The sequence below is a fragment of the Runella rosea genome (assembly GCF_003325355.1).
GTDB lineage: Bacteria > Bacteroidota > Bacteroidia > Cytophagales > Spirosomataceae > Runella > Runella rosea.
This window is the reverse complement of sequence record NZ_CP030850.1, coordinates 2,205,205-2,221,121: the sequence shown is the minus strand read 5'-3', so window position 1 is coordinate 2,221,121 and position 15,917 is coordinate 2,205,205. Positions and strand designations below refer to the sequence as shown.

Here is a 15,917-nt window from a genome sequence, read left to right as displayed (position 1 = left end):
TACTCAATTCATCTAACAAAGCCCTATGCGGTTCTCTCCAAGCCTTTTTAGGAAGTACTTATCTCTAATTTTAGTCATGGTTCAAAACCCAGCCAACTAAAATAATTTTATCTATAAGTGTTTTGTCTTGGTTGGCTGGGTTTGATATTGCTACGATAGTTCTAATAAGAGCCAAGATTTACAGCTGTAATAGCTTTTTCCTTATACAGAAGATGATGAGCCCATTACCAGCAGCAAGCTATTCTAAACCTAGCAAACCAAAGTAAAGTGTATATAGCGATATTGGTTTGGTTGGGTGGTATGCGGTTAGCAAAACTATTGACATACTTCTTTTGTATAAGGCAGAAACTTCTCTGAGCAATGTTAGTCTTTTATCTTGACTTGTTGAAACGGTATATGTGATTAGCCAGCTATTTTGGAATACTTGTTCTTATTAGGCCCTTACAGGTATCAAATCTATCTTGTATAAGGAAAAAGACTACCACAGCACCCTTTGTGCCTTATACTGGGACAAGTAGTATTGCCAATCTTTTTTATTCTGTTACCCAGCTAAACCCTCAGCGTTCTGATTGGGGCTTAATATTTTCAAACACCCAACTTGAAACACTACATTTTGTCAATAAGGGTATGCCTTTAATAGAAAATTACCAATCTTGTACCCATTATCCTGTTGTGGTATATGTTTTTTCATTAAAACCCTTCAAAAAATTATCTTTTTTGATTAAAAATAGCTGATAATGAGAGTTCTACTGCTTGTCCTGCTTCTCCATCCCATCCAAAAAGTATGTACTGAGGTAAAACTACCCCCTTATCACCTCTCAAATTGTGTGCAATCAATGGTGGTAGTATTGCAGCAATCCACTACCATCAAATTCAGTCAAAAAGACCTCAAAGAAGTGCATATCAATTATCCTGATGCTTGGCAAATGAGGCAACAAAATGACCCCCGTATCAAAGGAGTAGTATATAATTTAGTCAGAAGAGGGATTGCTACAGAAGTAAATATCAATGAATTACAGGCAGGTGACATTGTTCAGTTCTGGAATGAGAGCTGGGGTCATTGTGGGATTGCCAAGGGAGCTAACTACCCAAAACGTTTGCTTTGGCTGTATTCTTCCATGCCTTCAACCAATTTTTCACTTAGGTCTTTCCCCTTCCCTGACGAGTTCTATGCTTGCCGCATCAAAAAACAGTTTCTAAAATAGCCCCCCCGTCTCCTTAAAATGGGCATCTGAGAGTGAATCAAATCCCTTACTCTCCCCCTTAGCTTACTTTTGAAGCTCTTACTCCCCTTATTACTTTAGATAAGTATATTACACTTCGGAGAAAGGGGCTTCAAGGTAAATCAAAACAATCACACTAAAACATTTACAATCATGCTTACAGTACCCAATTACGTATCACGTAAAAGTCAGGAAAGAAAAGTCTATTCTTCAAAATTAAAGCTTAAACCCCAACTTTCACCCAATGTGACGATGAACCACTTTCATAGGAATTTACAGCTATGAATACAGTCTGTAGTTAGTGGCACTGTGGAAGAGGCTGCATTTGGCAATCAATTAGAAGCTGCGTGACAGTCATTCAAACATCATTTTCAAAGGGGTAGGGTCTTTCTAGAGGCTCTACCCTTTCTTATGTTCTTTTATTCACTAAAATCTACTCTTGTAATGCAATTACAACCAGCACAACGTAAAAATGTCAAAATCAAATTAGGGCTACAGGGCAGCTCAGGTAGTGGAAAAACCTATTCTGCTTTGCTCATGGCTTTTGGACTGGTCAATGACTGGAAGCAAATAGCTGTCATTGATACTGAAAATCAAAGTGCTTCACTTTATGCTCACTTAGGTAGTTTTTATATTCTACCCTTAAAGCCACCCTTCTCTCCTGAACTCTACATTCAGGCTATTAAGGTATGCACTGAGGCCAAAATACAGGTGGTTATCATTGATAGTTTGAGTTTAGAATGGGAGTATATCTTGGATGCTCATTCACAGCTGACAGGCAACAGTTACACCAACTGGGCTAAATTCACTCCTAGACATCAACAGCTGATTCAAGCTATTCTACAAGCAGATTGCCATATCATCTGTACCCTCAGAGCCAAACAGGATTATGTACTGAATGAGAAAAATGGCAAGCAAGTGCCTGAAAAGGTAGGAATGAAGCCAATCCAAAGAGAAGGCACTGATTATGAACTCACATTGGTCTTTGAACTGGACAATAAACACCATGCCATCGCGACCAAAGACCGTACAGGATTATTTGCAGGACAACCTGAATTCACCATTACTGCTCAAACTGGAAAACTCATATATAATTGGTGCCAATTAGGACAATCTGATAAACCTTTTCATGAGTATATCATTGAATGTCAAACTATGGATGAATTAAGAGAACTCTATTTGTCACATCCTGAGTATCAGCAATCTCACCTGAGCTATTTCAATCAGCGTAAAACCCAACTACAAACTCCTGTTTCTACTATTCTATCTCAAACTCTATCTACCAATGGAACTGCAACTCGTCAATAATCACTCTTTAGTACCTGTTTCTAAGCAGGAAATCATCACCTCCTCAACAGAAGTGGCTTTTATACAGGCCAATACGATTCCCATGTCTTTGGCAGAATTGGAACAACAGCACTTAATTCCAGTCTTTGTAAAAGATAATGAGCCAGTGATTTCACATCAGGATTTTATTAATTGTGCCTTAGAAATTGTCAATCAGGTTTTTCCCAATGAGACTATCTTATCTCCTGCCATCAGGGTATCCCACCCAATCAAGGGTAGGATTCCTGAGGCCAAAGATAAAAGGGCCAAAGACCTGCTGCCACATGAAGAAACCATTTACTTTGAAAGAATGATGTTTGTGATTGAAGTAGCCAGCATTAGGGACAGAATCAATGGGAATGAGTTATCTTTGACCATTGGTGGAGTAAAGGCTTACAATCTTGATAACCTCTACAACAGAAAAGGAGCTGATGAGCACTTCAAAATCTTCATTGGTTTTCAGAACAAAGTGTGCTGTAACCTGTGTGTTTGGTCCGATGGATTGGTTCTTAACCTGAAAGCAAAGCACCTATCACAGCTGATGAAGGGGATTTATGAACTGGTATTGGGCTACAAAATGAACAATCATCTCAAAGCCATGCAATCTATGACAGAAGCCTATCTTACAGAGCATCAATTTGCAACTATGATTGGCAGGGCAAGATTATACCAATTCCTGCCTGCTGAGGAAAAGAAGTTGGTGCCAAGACTCCATTTTGGTGATTCTCAAATCAGTTCAATAGCCAGAGATTATTATCACGATGTATCATTCTGTAAAAGGGACAATGGTGACATTAGCCTCTGGAAAGTGTATAACCTCTTCACCGGAGCCAATAAGCAGAGTTATATTGATTCTTTTTTGGGCAGGTCTGTCAATGCTTTTGAACTTGTGGGCAGTATTAGCCATGCCATTCAACAGCAAGAGTACCATTGGTTCTTATCTTAACTTTAAACATAGGGGCTGGCTTTTTCCAGCCTCTTACCATGAATCACTATGGAAACACCTCAAATTTATAGTCATGACAGACCTAATTATTTAGACCCTTTCTCAGTGATGATAGTAAATCAAAAGGGAGTGCTGTGTAGATTACACTGTCCATTTATTGTAATATGCAGTTACAATAGTGAGGGATTCTTGGCGGGAAAATACTATAGAGTTGATATGGTAAAATTAGAACCAGCTGAGCTTTTATACTATGTAATTTCTGGAAAAAACTACCCTCATTCTTGGTTCAGTATTTGCCTGAAAGAATAGAATAAACTAGAGAATACAAGAGAGTTGTGTATCAAAGTGTGTATCAAATAAAAAAGCACTTACAAGTTCTATCTCATAAGTGCTTGATTATCAAGTGGGCCCAGTAGGGCACGATCCTACGACCCCCTGATTATGAGTCAGATGCTCTAACCAACTGAGCTATGGGCCCGAAATACCTCTCGGTATTTTGTGGGTGCAAAAGTATGATAATACGACTGTATTTGCAAAATTGGTCGGTGATTTTTATGTGACCAGCCTCCAAAAACGATTTCTTCATAGACTATTACGCCAATTTGTGCGTTGAAAATTGAACAAATGTTGAGGCTTACCGCAAGAAAATTGCCTTATTGCCCGATGTAAATGGAAATTTCCTTAGTTTAGCACCTTCTTCAACCTGTGATTGCAACGTAGTTATGGCTAAAAAACTTCCTTCAGCGTATGCCCATCCGTACGCGATAGACCCCCGTTTCAAAAAATCGGTGGCTTATTTTTCGATGGAATTTGCCATTGACCAAGCCCTAAAAACGTACTCGGGAGGGCTGGGGTTTCTGGCGGGCTCGCACATGAAAAGCGCTCATGATTTGCGTCAGAATCTCATCGGTATCGGTATTTTGTGGAAACATGGGTACTATGACCAAGTGCGGGCTACCGACAACAGCATGGTGCCACAGTTTCGGGAAAAAATGTATAGTTTCCTGAAAGACACTGGCATTCGATTTCAAATCACCATCGCCTATCAACCCGTTTGGGTAGCCGCTTATTTTTTGGACCCGAAGCTGTTTGGAACGGTCCCGATGTTTTTTTTAACGACCGACACCGACGGAAACGAGCCGTGGGCCCGCCAAATATCCTATCATCTTTATGATTCTGATGCCGCCGTAAAAGTGATGCAATGTATGCTTCTGGGCATCGGCGGAGCCAAGTTTTTGGATGAAATCGGTTACGAACCCGATATTTATCACCTCAACGAAGCCCACGCGGTATCGTCGGTGTATTATTTGTATAAAAAGTTGGGCAAGAGGGAATCTGTCAAAAAAAGATTGGTTTTTACGACGCATACGCCCGAAGAAGCAGGCAACGAAAAACACGATATTCACTTTTTGGAGAGCCTAAGTTTTTTTGCAGGTGTTCCGCTGCATAGTGTTCGAAAAATCACGGGTATCGGCCCGCACGACACCGTTTTTAGTCATTCATTGGCGGCGCTGCGGTTGAGTCATCAGGCCAATGCCGTTTCCAAATTGCACGGCGAAGTATCGCGTAGAATGTGGAGTGCCGCGGGAGATATTTGTGAGATTACGCACGTGACCAATTCGCAGCATAAAGCCTCTTGGGTGGACGCTGAACTCGAAAAGGCGCGCGTTGAAAATGATTTGGATGGATTGGAAAACCGTAAAAAAGAACTCAAACGAGAACTTTTCAAAACCGTTGCCGATCAGGTCGGTAAGTTGTTTGACCCCAATATTTTGACGGTCGTTTGGGCCCGACGCTTTGCCGCCTACAAGCGCCCCGAACTCCTTACCCGCGACCGCGAGCGGTTTGACCGACTCATGCGAAATAAAGATTTTCCGATTCAGTTTATCTGGGCAGGAAAACCGTATCCGAAAGATGAAGGTGCCATTTATACTTTCAACCAACTGTTTTATCTGAGTCATTTATACCCAAACATGGCGGTGTTGACGGGCTACGAATTGGCGTTGTCGAAAGAACTGAAACAGGGTTCTGATGTGTGGCTCAATACCCCGATTGTCCCGCGTGAGGCGTCGGGAACGAGCGGTATGACGGCGGCTATGAACGCCAGTCTGAATTTTTCAACTTACGACGGCTGGGTGTGTGAGTTTTCGCGGCACGGCGAGAATTCTTTCATTGTACCCGTAGCGTCGGAATCGGCACGCGATTGGGAAGATATGTCGAATATGTTGAATGTGTTGGAAAATGAGATACTGCCGCTGTATTATGAGCGCCCCAACGATTGGCAGGAAATGGTTTTGCGAAGCATGAACGAAGTTGGGGGCTTTTTCAACTCCGACCGCATGGCGGCGGAGTATTATGAGAAAGTGTATAAGTAAGTAAAAAGGTGAATCACGCAGAGACGCAAAGAAAAGGAGTGTATTAATTCCTCTGCGGCTTTGCGTGGTTTATTTATAAATACAGGTCACAATTGATTTCAGTATCATCGACTTTTGCACCCATTTTTTTGTAAAATTCGATGGCTTCTTTGTTCCAGTTGGAGACTTGCCAGCGGACTTTTTTGCACTGTTCGGTGTTGGCGTAATCAATCAGTCGGTCAAGTAATTGAGTGCCAATTTGGTGACCTCTAAATTCTTTTTTTACGTACAAATCATCCAGATACAGCGCCTTGCCCGACCATGAATAATAGGCCATGAAAAAAGAGGCAAAACCGATGAGTTGGTCATCTTCCTTCTCCACCACAAGACACTGAAAAAGGTCTTTGTTTTCCAGCATTTGGTCGAGGGTAATGGTCACTTTTTCGGGCGTCTTCTGAAACACCGCGAATTCCTGAATCAGTTGGAGAATAGCAGGAAAATCCTCGGGCGTTCCTTTGCGAATCACAATATTCATGCGAGTTGTTAAATTGATTGTACAAAATAACGACTTTTACGCACTTCTTTTTCGATAATTCAAGACCGCCAATCCATTAAACAAAATGGCAAAACCGACCATGGCAAAAAAGTCAGGTAGCAGGTCGGTGAAGGTGCTTCCCTTGATGTAAACGGCCCGGATAACTTTGATGAAGTACGCGGGCGGGTTGGCTTTCGTCAGCCACTGCGCCCAGTCGGGCATACTTTCGATGGGCGTGTACAGGCCACCCAACAAAATGAACACCATCATGCAGAAAAAAGCGAAGAGGGTAGCCTGTTGTTGGGTATCGGCAAAGGTGCTGATGAGCAGCCCGATTCCCAAAACGCCCAATAAATACACCGCCGAAAAAGCATAAACGGTCAGGTACGAGCCTACGGGCAGGATGCGAAATACGACAAATGCAATCAGCATTCCGAGCGTGATAGAAACCATGCCTAATACCCAAAATGGAATCAGTTTTCCGAGAATAAACTCGTGTTTTTTGAGGGGCGTGACGTTGATTTGCTCAATGGTACCCACTTCTTTTTCGGCAACGATGTTGAGCGCGGTCAGAAAAGCCCCCACCATCGTGACCAGAATGGCCATGATGCCCGGAACCATAAACAGGTGATAATCAAAGTGCTGGTTGAACCAATTGGCCGAAGTAATTTCAATTTGTGGAATTTCGTTAAACTTTGGCAAAAGCATCCATTCTTCCCGAATTTCACGGTTAAAATCCCCAATCATTTGGGAGGCGTAGGCCGTACCCAAGCCCGCCCGAACGCCATTGACGGCATCGGCGGCCAAATACAATTGACCTTTGTTTAACTTAATCAGGTCGCGCTCAAAATGGGGAGGGATGGTTAAAATCAAATCGGTTTTGCCATCGCCTACGGTTTGGGTAGCCTGCGCGTAAGATTGGGTGTACTCGACTAACTGAAAATAGCCCGAAGCCGTCAGCTTTTGGACCAACTTCCGAGCGTAAGGAGAATGGTCTTGGTCGACTACGCTGATGGAAATCTGTTTGATTTCGTAATCGGCGGCCAACGGAATGACGATGAGCTGAATGATGGGCATCAACAAAATCATCCGCAGGATGGTCGGATTTCGGAAAATTTGCCGAAACTCTTTTTGCAGTAAGAAGAAAAGATTTCTCATGATGATAGTGGTTAAGCCAGCCGAATTTTGAATTTACGAATGGCGATACCCAGAAAAAAGACGGTCATGCCGACCAGAATCAAGGTTTGTTTGATGACGTACGAAAAGCCTAATCCTTTGACCATGATGGCCCGTACGATGCTGTAATACCATTTGGTTGGCACGATGTTGCTCATTATTCGAAGTGGTAAAGGCATGTTTTCTATAGGAAACATAAAACCGCTGAACACCAACGCGGGCATTAGAAAACCCACCAATGAAAAAAACATGGCCGTTTGCTGCGAATCAACCACGGACGAAACCAGAAGTCCCAACGAAAGTGTGGTGAGTATAAACAGCAGGCTTTCGGCCAACAGTAAAAACAAGCTGCCGCGAATGGGCATCTCCAACAGGAAAACCGCTAAGAGCAGAATGATGACAACGTCGATAAAACACAGCACCATGTACGGAATGGCCTTGCTCAGCACCACCAACAGCGGACGCATGGGCGATACCAACAGAATTTCCATGGTGCCCATTTCTTTTTCTTTGACAATCGAAACCGAGGTCATCATGGCACCCAACAGCATCAAAATCAGGGTCATTACGCCCGGAACAAAGTTGTACGAGCTTTTTAGCTGAGGGTTGTATAGCATCCGGGTTTCGGTCTCAATGCTGTACGGTAGTTTTTTGTTATTGCTTAATTCATTCTGGTAATCCCGAAAAATACTTGACGCATAGTTGATGACGATGTTGGACGTGTTGGGGTCGGAGGCATCGCCAACGAGGCGTACCTGCACGTGATTGCTGTGGAGCAGGTCCTGCTGAAAGTGTTGTGGAAAAATAACCACTAAACGTACTTGCCCTTTTCGAAAAACTTGTTCAATCTCGGCCTCCGAATGTAGTTTTTGGTGCACGCTGAAGTACTGGCTCTGGTCGATTCGGTCAATCAGCAGGCGCGATGCATCGTCTTGGGCGTAATCAAGGATGGCGACGTTGGAGTTTTTGACTTCGCTCGACAATGCAAAACCAAACAGAATCATCATCACGACGGGTAAGCCAAACAAAATCACCAAACTGCGTTTATCGCGCAATACGTGTCGGAATTCTTTTTGGATGAAGGCGAAAAAGGTTTTCATGTTATTACTTCAGGTTTATTTTTTTGTCTGCATTTTGGGGGCATGCTCGGAGACTGTCGCCACAAAAGCATTAATCTCCTCTCTTCGCTCCGCGCGCCAATTGCAGAAATACCTCATCCATATTGTGGGCATTAAATTGTTTTTTGAGCCCTGCGGGAGTATCCAATGCCGCAATGGCCCCGTCCACCATGATAGAAACGCGGTCGCAGTATTCGGCTTCGTCCATGTAGTGCGTGGTGACAAACACCGTGATACCGTCGTGGGCGGCTTCGTAAATCATGTCCCAAAACTGCCGACGGGTAATCGGGTCTACGCCACCGGTGGGTTCGTCGAGAAACACAATTTTGGGGCGGTGAAGGATGGCGACAGAAAATGAGATTTTTTGTTTCCAGCCCAACGGCAAGGCGCCCACTAGTTTGTTGGCTTCGTTGTGCAGGCCGAGGCGGTCGATGAGCACGTTGGTTTTGTCTTTCAATTCCTGACGCGAAAGGCCGTAAATGCCACCGAAAAACTGAATGTTTTCGCGCACGGTCAGGTTTTCGTACAAGGAAAACTTTTGGCTCATGTAGCCGATGTGCTTTTTGATTTCTTCGTTTTGACGATACACATCAAAACCCGCAACGGTGGCCTGCCCCGAGGTCGGAGAAAGCAACCCGCACAAGATGCGCATGGCGGTGGTTTTTCCGGCACCGTTGGCCCCCAGAAATCCAAAAATTTCGCCTTGCTGTACTTCAAACGTAATGGCATCAACGGCCACAAAATCGCCAAATTTGCGGGTAAGTTGGTGGGTATAAATGACCGACTGCGGCATAGGTTTTATTGGTTTTCGAGCATGAGTTTGATGAAAACATCCTCGATGGTGGGTTCGATTTTCCTGACTGTAATGTCCGAATGGCCCGTTTGGGTAAGATAATCAATGAGGTAATTTTCGCCGTTTTCTGGGGTACGGAGCGTTACGTGTTGCTCTTCGCCGAAGGCAAAAGAACTTTCGATTTCGGCAGGTTTTCGCAGGTCGTGCATTAGCTGGTAACGGTTGTTGGCATTGACGGCGTAGAGGTTTTGGGCATGGCGTTCGATGATTTTTGTCAGCGTGTTCAATTCCAAAATCTTTCCTTTCTGAATCAGGGCGATGCGGTCACAGCGACTTGCTTCGTCCATGTAAGGGGTAGATACCACAATCGTGATGCCCCGGGCTTTGAGGCGGTCGAGCATGTCCCAGAATTCTTTGCGGGATACGGGGTCAACGCCCGTGGTGGGCTCATCTAAAAACAGCACTTGGGGCTCGTGAATGAGGGCGCAACAAAGCGCCAATTTCTGCTTCATCCCGCCCGAAAGTTTGCCCGCCAAGCGTTTTTTGAAGGGCTCAATCTGTACGTAAATGTCTTCAATCAAGTGGTAGTTTTTCTCGACCGTTGTGTTGAAAACGGTGGCGAAAAACTGGAGATTTTCCTCAATGCTCAAATCTTGGTACAGCGAAAACTTCCCCGGCATGTAGCCCACGATGCGCCGGATTTTCCACAAATCGTTGACTACGTCCAGCCCTGCAACTTGGGCGTGGCCGCCGTCGGGGAGGAGGAGGGTGGTCAAAATCCGAAAAAGGGAGGTTTTGCCCGCGCCGTCGGGGCCGATGAGGCCAAACAACTCGCCTGATTTTACGTCAAAACTGACGTTGTCAAGGGCCAAGACGCTGCCTTTCTCGTACGTTTTTTTGATATTTTCTACGTGGACTGTTGCCATTTTAGTTACAATTTAACTTCCCCGTACATGCCGATTTTGAGGTAGCCGTCATTTTTGACCTTGATTTTGGTCGCATACACCAAGTTGGCGCGCTCGTCTTTGGTCTGAATGGTCTTGGGCGTAAATTCGGCTTTACTCGCAATCCACGTCACGGTTCCGCTTACTTCTTTGTAGGCATCTTTTCCGTTGTCCACAAATACTTTTACGGGTTGATTAAGCTTGATTTTGGCGAGCTGGTCGCCCGTGATGTAGGCCCGCAGCGTGAGCGTCGAAAGATTGGCGATTTTATACAAAGCTTTTCCGGTAGCGGTCATTTCGTCGGTGGTGGCGTATTTGACCAACACGGTGCCATCAATCGGGTTGGTGATGTTGCAACGTTGGAGTTGGTCGTTCATCTGAGCAATGCGTTCTTCTAATGGTTTGCGCTCGCTCAACACGCCACGATTTTGAATTGAAACCTGTTGTTGTTGTGATTTAATCTGTTGATTCAGCACGCTTACCTGACTTTCGGTGGCTTCGATTTGCTTTTTCAAAACCTCTATTTGTCCTTCGACATCGTCCAATTGTTTGGCTGGAACGGCTTCGGCTTTGACGAGATTTTCAATGCGTTTGCGCTCGCGTTCCAGAATCCGCAATTGCTCACGTTGGGTGGCAATCTGGCGTTGTTGCGAAACAAGTTGCTCACGGATAATCTGCGTTTGGGGCGCAGCGTCGTTGGTTTTTTGGCCTAATGCATCAATGCTGGCTTCGATTTGGGCTTTTTGGAGCGAGAGATTTGTACAATCAATGCTCCCGATGACTTGACCAGCTTTCAGCTCGGTACCTTCTTCCACCTCAAATCGGAGGATTTTTCCGACTGATTCGGACGAAATAATCACTTCGTCGGCTTCAAAAACGCCGCTGGCGTCAAATTCTTGGTTGTCGCCATTGCAAGCAGCCAAGCCAAGGAGAAGAAAAAGAGAGAGGTAAGTGCGATTCATAATGATAGGATTGTTTTTAGTTTCCTGCCGTCAGGCGCAGGTTATTTTGGGCTTGTAGTAGTTGCACTTCGTGCAATATTTGATTTTGGCGGGCGGTATCTTCGTTGTTTACTTCGGTCAGATAGTCGCTGGCGGTGATGATGCCGTTGTCGAGTTGTGATTCGGAGGCTTTTCGAATGGTACTTCGGATGTCGATGAGCTTACGGTCGCTTTCAACCAGCGCCTGTAAGCGCTCCACTTCTCGGCGTTGATTGGCTAATCTAACCTGCGTAGCGAGCAAAAAACTTTCGCGTTGCCGTTCCACGCGTTGTTGATTGGCCCTCAACTGCCTAATTTCCATCCCCTGACTTTTGGTGTACCAATGAGTGAGCGGGATTTGTAGTTGTATGCCCCCGATGAAATAGGTTTGGAAGTTTGTTGCCAAAAAATTAAGCCCTGGTCGGCCGTACCCACCCGTGGCAAATGCCGAAAGTTTGGGGGCATTTTTGGCCTTGATTATTTGCTCGTTGACGGTAAAGGTTTGTTTTTGGGCGTCAAATAAGCGCAATTCGGGACGAACAATTTCTGAATTTTGCGTTTCTATGCGCGTTCCAACAAGTTGTGTATTTGTGTCAATCGCCGTACCCGTCAACAGCGAAAGGCCTTCTAAAGCGGCGATGCGTCGTTTTTGGGTTTCCAACATTTGCTGTTCAATTTCCAGCAATCGGGCTTCTAACGACAAAACATTGGAACGAATCGCGATGCCGTTTTGGACGGAGGCTTGGGTTTTGGTGAGTTTGGCCCGCAATTCTTTTTGAAGGATTTCGAAATTACGCAGCTGCCGCTCGGCAAAAAGCGCCCCGAAAAACAGGTTGCTGACCTGTTCGCGAATCTGATAGAGGTCCACCGCTACCTTTTGTTGTTCGGCTTGTTGATTGGCCAAAGCCACGGCTTTTTGTTTTTGGATTACGCCGCCGTCCCAGATGGTTTGGGTCACGTCAAGCGTCAATTTATACTGGTCTTTGGGCGGGGGCGAAATTTCGAAATTGGGTAATTTGATGGGTAAACTTGTAACGTCCGACTGCCAAGTGGCTTGTCCATTGAGACGGGATTGGGGTACGTAGTTGCTGCTTAAAATCTTGATTTGTAGCTCGGTGGCCTCTTGAATCAAGCGCGTTTGAGCCGCCAGCGGGCTGTGCATTTCGGCTTGTCGGTAGCAATCCTCCAATGACAGGGGCGTTTGCGCATGGCCGATGTGATTTAAAACCAACAAAAGGCCAATGTATAAAATAAAACTTCGCATAACCTGAAAGTTTAACTATTTGGTTAAAAATGGGGTAAAAAAATTAGGGTGTTAAAATCAATGTTACATAGCGTTTCAGTTCCTGAATGCGCTCTTCCATCAACTTGTCAAAAGTGTCATTATCGGCCTTGAACATATCGAGTAAAATGGGTTTTGCCAAAAATGGAAAAATACACATCCCCATCAGAGACATGATAAACTGAGCAGGATTTAATTCCCTCACATTCCCTTTTTTGAATTCAGCATAATAGCTTTGGGCTACCTGCCGGCTGAGTTCAATGGGCAATTTTTTTATAAATGCCGATTTGTCTTTGTTATTCACGGTGTTGAGCACAAACAAAGGCAGGTACGGATTTTTGAGCAACAAGCCCATGTACCCTTCAATAAATAGGTGAATTTTATCAACAAAAGGAATGTCTCGACTAAATTTTTCACCCATTTGAGGGAAAAAACTCTGGATTTTTGCGTCAAACACTTTCTCAAACAACTTGTCTTTGGAACGAAAATAATAATGCAAAAGCGCTTTATTAATGCCAGCCACATCGGCGATGTCCTGCATACGTGAGCCGTCGTAGCCGTCTCGCATAAAGACTTCTTCTGCGGCTTTTAAGATTTTTTCTTCGGTGGATAGTTCTATTTCTATCATGTTTAACTTGTAAGTTTAACCAAATGGTTAAATGTGCTACAAAGGAATTAATTACATTTTTGTTTTCCAAATAAAAAAGAAAAATAAATTTTGGAAACAAAAAAGGAAGACCTTAGAAAGCCTTCCTTTTGAATGTTTTTATTTCTTTAGTGATTCCGAAATCTTCTCATAATCAGGCTTTCGGCGGAAGAAAACAAAGCCGTTTTCTTCTTTGAGCAGTTCCAGATTTGGGTGGTTACGGAATTGTTCGGCACGGTCGAGGCGCGAAATCAGAAACGTAGGTTTATCTACGGGACCGTTCAACAGCCAGTCTTCGTTGCTTGCTTCGAGGCGCACACCCGTGGGCTTTTTGAAGTAAAAAAATTGGGCATAGCTCTTAAAGCCAATGGGCCAAACATACACATCCTGACCTTGTTTGGACTGGTAAAAATCAATGACGGTGCGCTGGGTGTAGCCTTCAATTTTTGGAACAACTACGGCACCGTAAACAAACAACAAAAGCGCAGTAGCGAAAAATAACGTTCTGACTGCCAATAATTTGCGGCTTTTCCATAGAATGGTTGAAAGCACAATTGTACCGAAATACAGTACGCCAAACAGCCATTCATGCCCTGCCCACTCCACGGGAGCTTGCAAATTGGCTACCACAAATACATCATCTATGTAGGGCGTGACTGCCGCCGAATACATCCCAATGAGCGGTACGGCGGTGAGGACCAGCGACAAGATAAACCCAATGATGAGCAATAAAATGGTCATCCAGCGCGGCCAGGTAATTTCATTCTTAAGCCAACGGTACAACCACAAAGCTGCCAAAAACGACAGCGGGAAATAGGTCATGGAACTATAATGCACGATTTTGGTCGTGACAATTGAAAAAACAATCATCACCACCCAAAACAGGCAAAGCATCATCAATGTAAAGGCAGAAAGCTTTTCAGAGGTTGTAACATCTTCCTGCCGAGCCTTGCCTAATTTTTGGAGCAGAGGGGTGAAAATTCGACTTACATACGGCAATCCTAGTACTGAAATAGGGAAGCAACCAATCAAAACCACTACGAAATGATAATAAAATGGTTGGCCGTGGTCGGCTTCGGAGGTAGCGCCGAGGCGGTACAAATACTCCAGAAAAGCCACAAACGTAGCCCAGCCGCTTTCCCAAATAATGGCCAACATCCAACCTGCCGTAAGTACCCCACCCGTAAGGCCATAGATGAGAATGTTTTTGAGGGAGAAGATCCGGTCCGACGGGTTTACTTTAGACTTGCGATGCTGAAAATAACGGATGAGCCAAAATGCACCCAAGGTTAATGTGGGAACTCCCACCCCCACGGGGCCTTTGGTCCAGACCGCCAACCCTGCAAAAATCCCCGCAAGGAAAAAACGCAAGGCACTCGACTGGCTTTCTTTTTTCAAAGGAGCGATTAGGTACAGCACGCTCAAAAACATGAAATAGTTGAATAATGGGTCGATAATTCCTGACTTAAAATACAAATGTGGGGTGACCGAACCCAAATAAGCCAAGGCCCACAAAAAGCCGAATCGGGCGTCAATCAGGCGTTTGCCCACAAAATAAAAGGTAAGTAGGGTAATGATTCCGACGACAGCATTGGGAAAACGGGCGGCAAATTCATTGACACCGAATACCTTCATTGACAATGCCTGTATCCAGATAAACAAAGGCGGTTTTTCCCAAAAGGGTTGATAATCAATCTGTACGCGCAGATAATTACCCGTGGCCAACATTTCCCGTGCCGATTCGGCAAAGTTGATTTCGTCCCAGTCAAATAAATGGACGTTGCCTAAATAAGGAACAAAAAAAACAACCGCTAGCAGGGCAACGACCCAGGGTTTTTCGATTGAGATAGAAGATTGGTTTTTCAATGGTTAGTAAGTTTATCAGCCAATAAAATGGGTTCTATACGTATTGTGTTGATATTCAGTATCTAAAGTGTCGATGTCAGTCTGAATCGGTGACTGTTTAAAACTAAGGTATAGGCCGTCAGTGTCCCCAATAATGACCCCACATACACATCAATCAAAAAGTGTTGCATCAAGTACATGCGGGAAAAGCCGATGGTCGCGGCGGTTATCAAACATAAAAATTTTAGCAACGGTGATTTAACCCAAATCGCAATTAAGGCAAATAATGCAAATGCTGAGGTCGTATGTCCCGACGGAAAGCTATTCCAATGACTCAATTCAACCCCTTCAACGGTGTGTAGATGCTGCATCATCCCCGAAAAATATTCGGCTGGACGTGGCTCTTTCGGAAACCCGAAATTCTTAATCAATTGGGCAATAATTCCCGAAATAGCGTAGGAGGCCAAAACCAAAATCCCTTTTGGTCGCGACTTATACAACATTATAAGCCCTACGCCTATCACAAAAGCCCCATCTCCTAAATGGGTAACGTATTTGAAGAACACGTCGGCCAAAGGATGATAAAAATGATTGACTTCTAAACTAATAATGCCCTGACGATAAAGGAGTTGGTAGCTGCCAAGTCCCAACAGGAAGAGACCGTAAGGAAGCATAAAAGCCCAATTGATGCGCAGTAATTTAAGCAGGTTCATGGGGCAAAGATAGCCTGTCTGAAAATAAAATCCCCA

Annotated in this window: 15 protein-coding genes and 1 tRNA gene; 5 read left to right on the top strand and 11 right to left on the bottom strand. The window is 44.4% G+C overall.

The window, feature by feature from the left end; all coding sequences use genetic code 11:
• The first annotated feature begins 737 nt into the window (after positions 1–737).
• From DR864_RS09480 to DR864_RS29800, 4 genes are all read left to right on the top strand, one after another.
• Positions 738–1,205, top strand: a complete 468-nt coding sequence (locus DR864_RS09480; protein WP_162793685.1) for a hypothetical protein — start codon at positions 738–740, stop codon at positions 1,203–1,205.
• A 462-nt stretch (positions 1,206–1,667) separates the two neighbouring features.
• Entirely contained in the window at positions 1,668–2,531 is an 864-nt protein-coding gene (locus DR864_RS09475) for an AAA family ATPase (protein ID WP_114066733.1), read from the top strand.
• The gene (locus DR864_RS09470; protein WP_114066732.1) at positions 2,509–3,495 is read left to right on the top strand and encodes a DUF3871 family protein; all 987 of its coding nucleotides are present in this window, start codon (positions 2,509–2,511) and stop codon (positions 3,493–3,495) included. Before DR864_RS09475 ends, DR864_RS09470 begins: the two co-directional genes overlap by 23 nt.
• Before the next feature lie 48 nt (positions 3,496–3,543).
• Positions 3,544–3,804, top strand: a complete 261-nt coding sequence (locus DR864_RS29800; protein WP_162793684.1) for a hypothetical protein — start codon at positions 3,544–3,546, stop codon at positions 3,802–3,804.
• Between the two features lie 95 nt (positions 3,805–3,899).
• On the opposite strand, the gene DR864_RS09465 is transcribed toward DR864_RS29800, so the two are convergent.
• A tRNA-Ile gene (locus DR864_RS09465) sits at positions 3,900–3,973 on the bottom strand.
• 244 nt (positions 3,974–4,217) lie between these two features.
• On the opposite strand from DR864_RS09465, the gene glgP reads away from it, so the two are divergent.
• Positions 4,218–5,870, top strand: a complete 1,653-nt coding sequence (gene glgP, locus DR864_RS09460; RefSeq protein WP_114066731.1) for an alpha-glucan family phosphorylase — start codon at positions 4,218–4,220, stop codon at positions 5,868–5,870.
• A gap of 73 nt (positions 5,871–5,943) precedes the next feature.
• Here the strand turns inward: glgP and DR864_RS09455 are convergent, their stop codons facing one another.
• The 10 genes from DR864_RS09455 to DR864_RS09410 all read right to left on the bottom strand — a co-directional run bounded on the left by DR864_RS09455 (position 5,944) and on the right by DR864_RS09410 (position 15,881).
• Positions 5,944–6,384: a GNAT family N-acetyltransferase gene (locus tag DR864_RS09455; protein WP_114066730.1), complete on the bottom strand. Its 441-nt coding sequence runs from the start codon at positions 6,382–6,384 to the stop codon at positions 5,944–5,946.
• A gap of 36 nt (positions 6,385–6,420) precedes the next feature.
• The gene (locus tag DR864_RS09450) at positions 6,421–7,542 is read right to left on the bottom strand and encodes an ABC transporter permease (protein ID WP_114066729.1); all 1,122 of its coding nucleotides are present in this window, start codon (positions 7,540–7,542) and stop codon (positions 6,421–6,423) included.
• Between the two features lie 11 nt (positions 7,543–7,553).
• On the bottom strand, positions 7,554–8,660 hold the full coding sequence (locus DR864_RS09445; protein WP_114066728.1) for an ABC transporter permease: 1,107 nt from the start codon (positions 8,658–8,660) through the stop codon (positions 7,554–7,556).
• A gap of 70 nt (positions 8,661–8,730) precedes the next feature.
• Positions 8,731–9,471, bottom strand: a complete 741-nt coding sequence (locus DR864_RS09440; RefSeq protein ID WP_114066727.1) for an ABC transporter ATP-binding protein — start codon at positions 9,469–9,471, stop codon at positions 8,731–8,733.
• A gap of 5 nt (positions 9,472–9,476) precedes the next feature.
• Positions 9,477–10,397 carry an ABC transporter ATP-binding protein gene (locus DR864_RS09435; protein WP_114066726.1) on the bottom strand — a complete coding sequence of 307 codons (921 nt, stop codon included), beginning with the start codon at positions 10,395–10,397 and terminating at the stop codon, positions 9,477–9,479.
• A gap of 5 nt (positions 10,398–10,402) precedes the next feature.
• Complete coding sequence (locus DR864_RS09430; protein WP_114066725.1) at positions 10,403–11,377, bottom strand: HlyD family secretion protein; 975 nt, start codon at positions 11,375–11,377, stop codon at positions 10,403–10,405.
• Between the two features lie 16 nt (positions 11,378–11,393).
• On the bottom strand, positions 11,394–12,659 hold the full coding sequence (locus tag DR864_RS09425; protein WP_114066724.1) for a TolC family protein: 1,266 nt from the start codon (positions 12,657–12,659) through the stop codon (positions 11,394–11,396).
• Positions 12,660–12,702: 43 nt separating this feature from the next.
• On the bottom strand, positions 12,703–13,305 hold the full coding sequence (locus tag DR864_RS09420; RefSeq protein WP_114066723.1) for a TetR/AcrR family transcriptional regulator: 603 nt from the start codon (positions 13,303–13,305) through the stop codon (positions 12,703–12,705).
• A 138-nt stretch (positions 13,306–13,443) separates the two neighbouring features.
• Positions 13,444–15,189 (bottom strand): ArnT family glycosyltransferase, encoded by a 1,746-nt coding sequence (locus DR864_RS09415; RefSeq protein WP_114066722.1) that lies wholly within the window; start codon positions 15,187–15,189, stop codon positions 13,444–13,446.
• A 62-nt stretch (positions 15,190–15,251) separates the two neighbouring features.
• On the bottom strand, positions 15,252–15,881 hold the full coding sequence (locus DR864_RS09410; RefSeq protein WP_114066721.1) for a phosphatase PAP2 family protein: 630 nt from the start codon (positions 15,879–15,881) through the stop codon (positions 15,252–15,254).
• Positions 15,882–15,917: the final 36 nt, after the last annotated feature.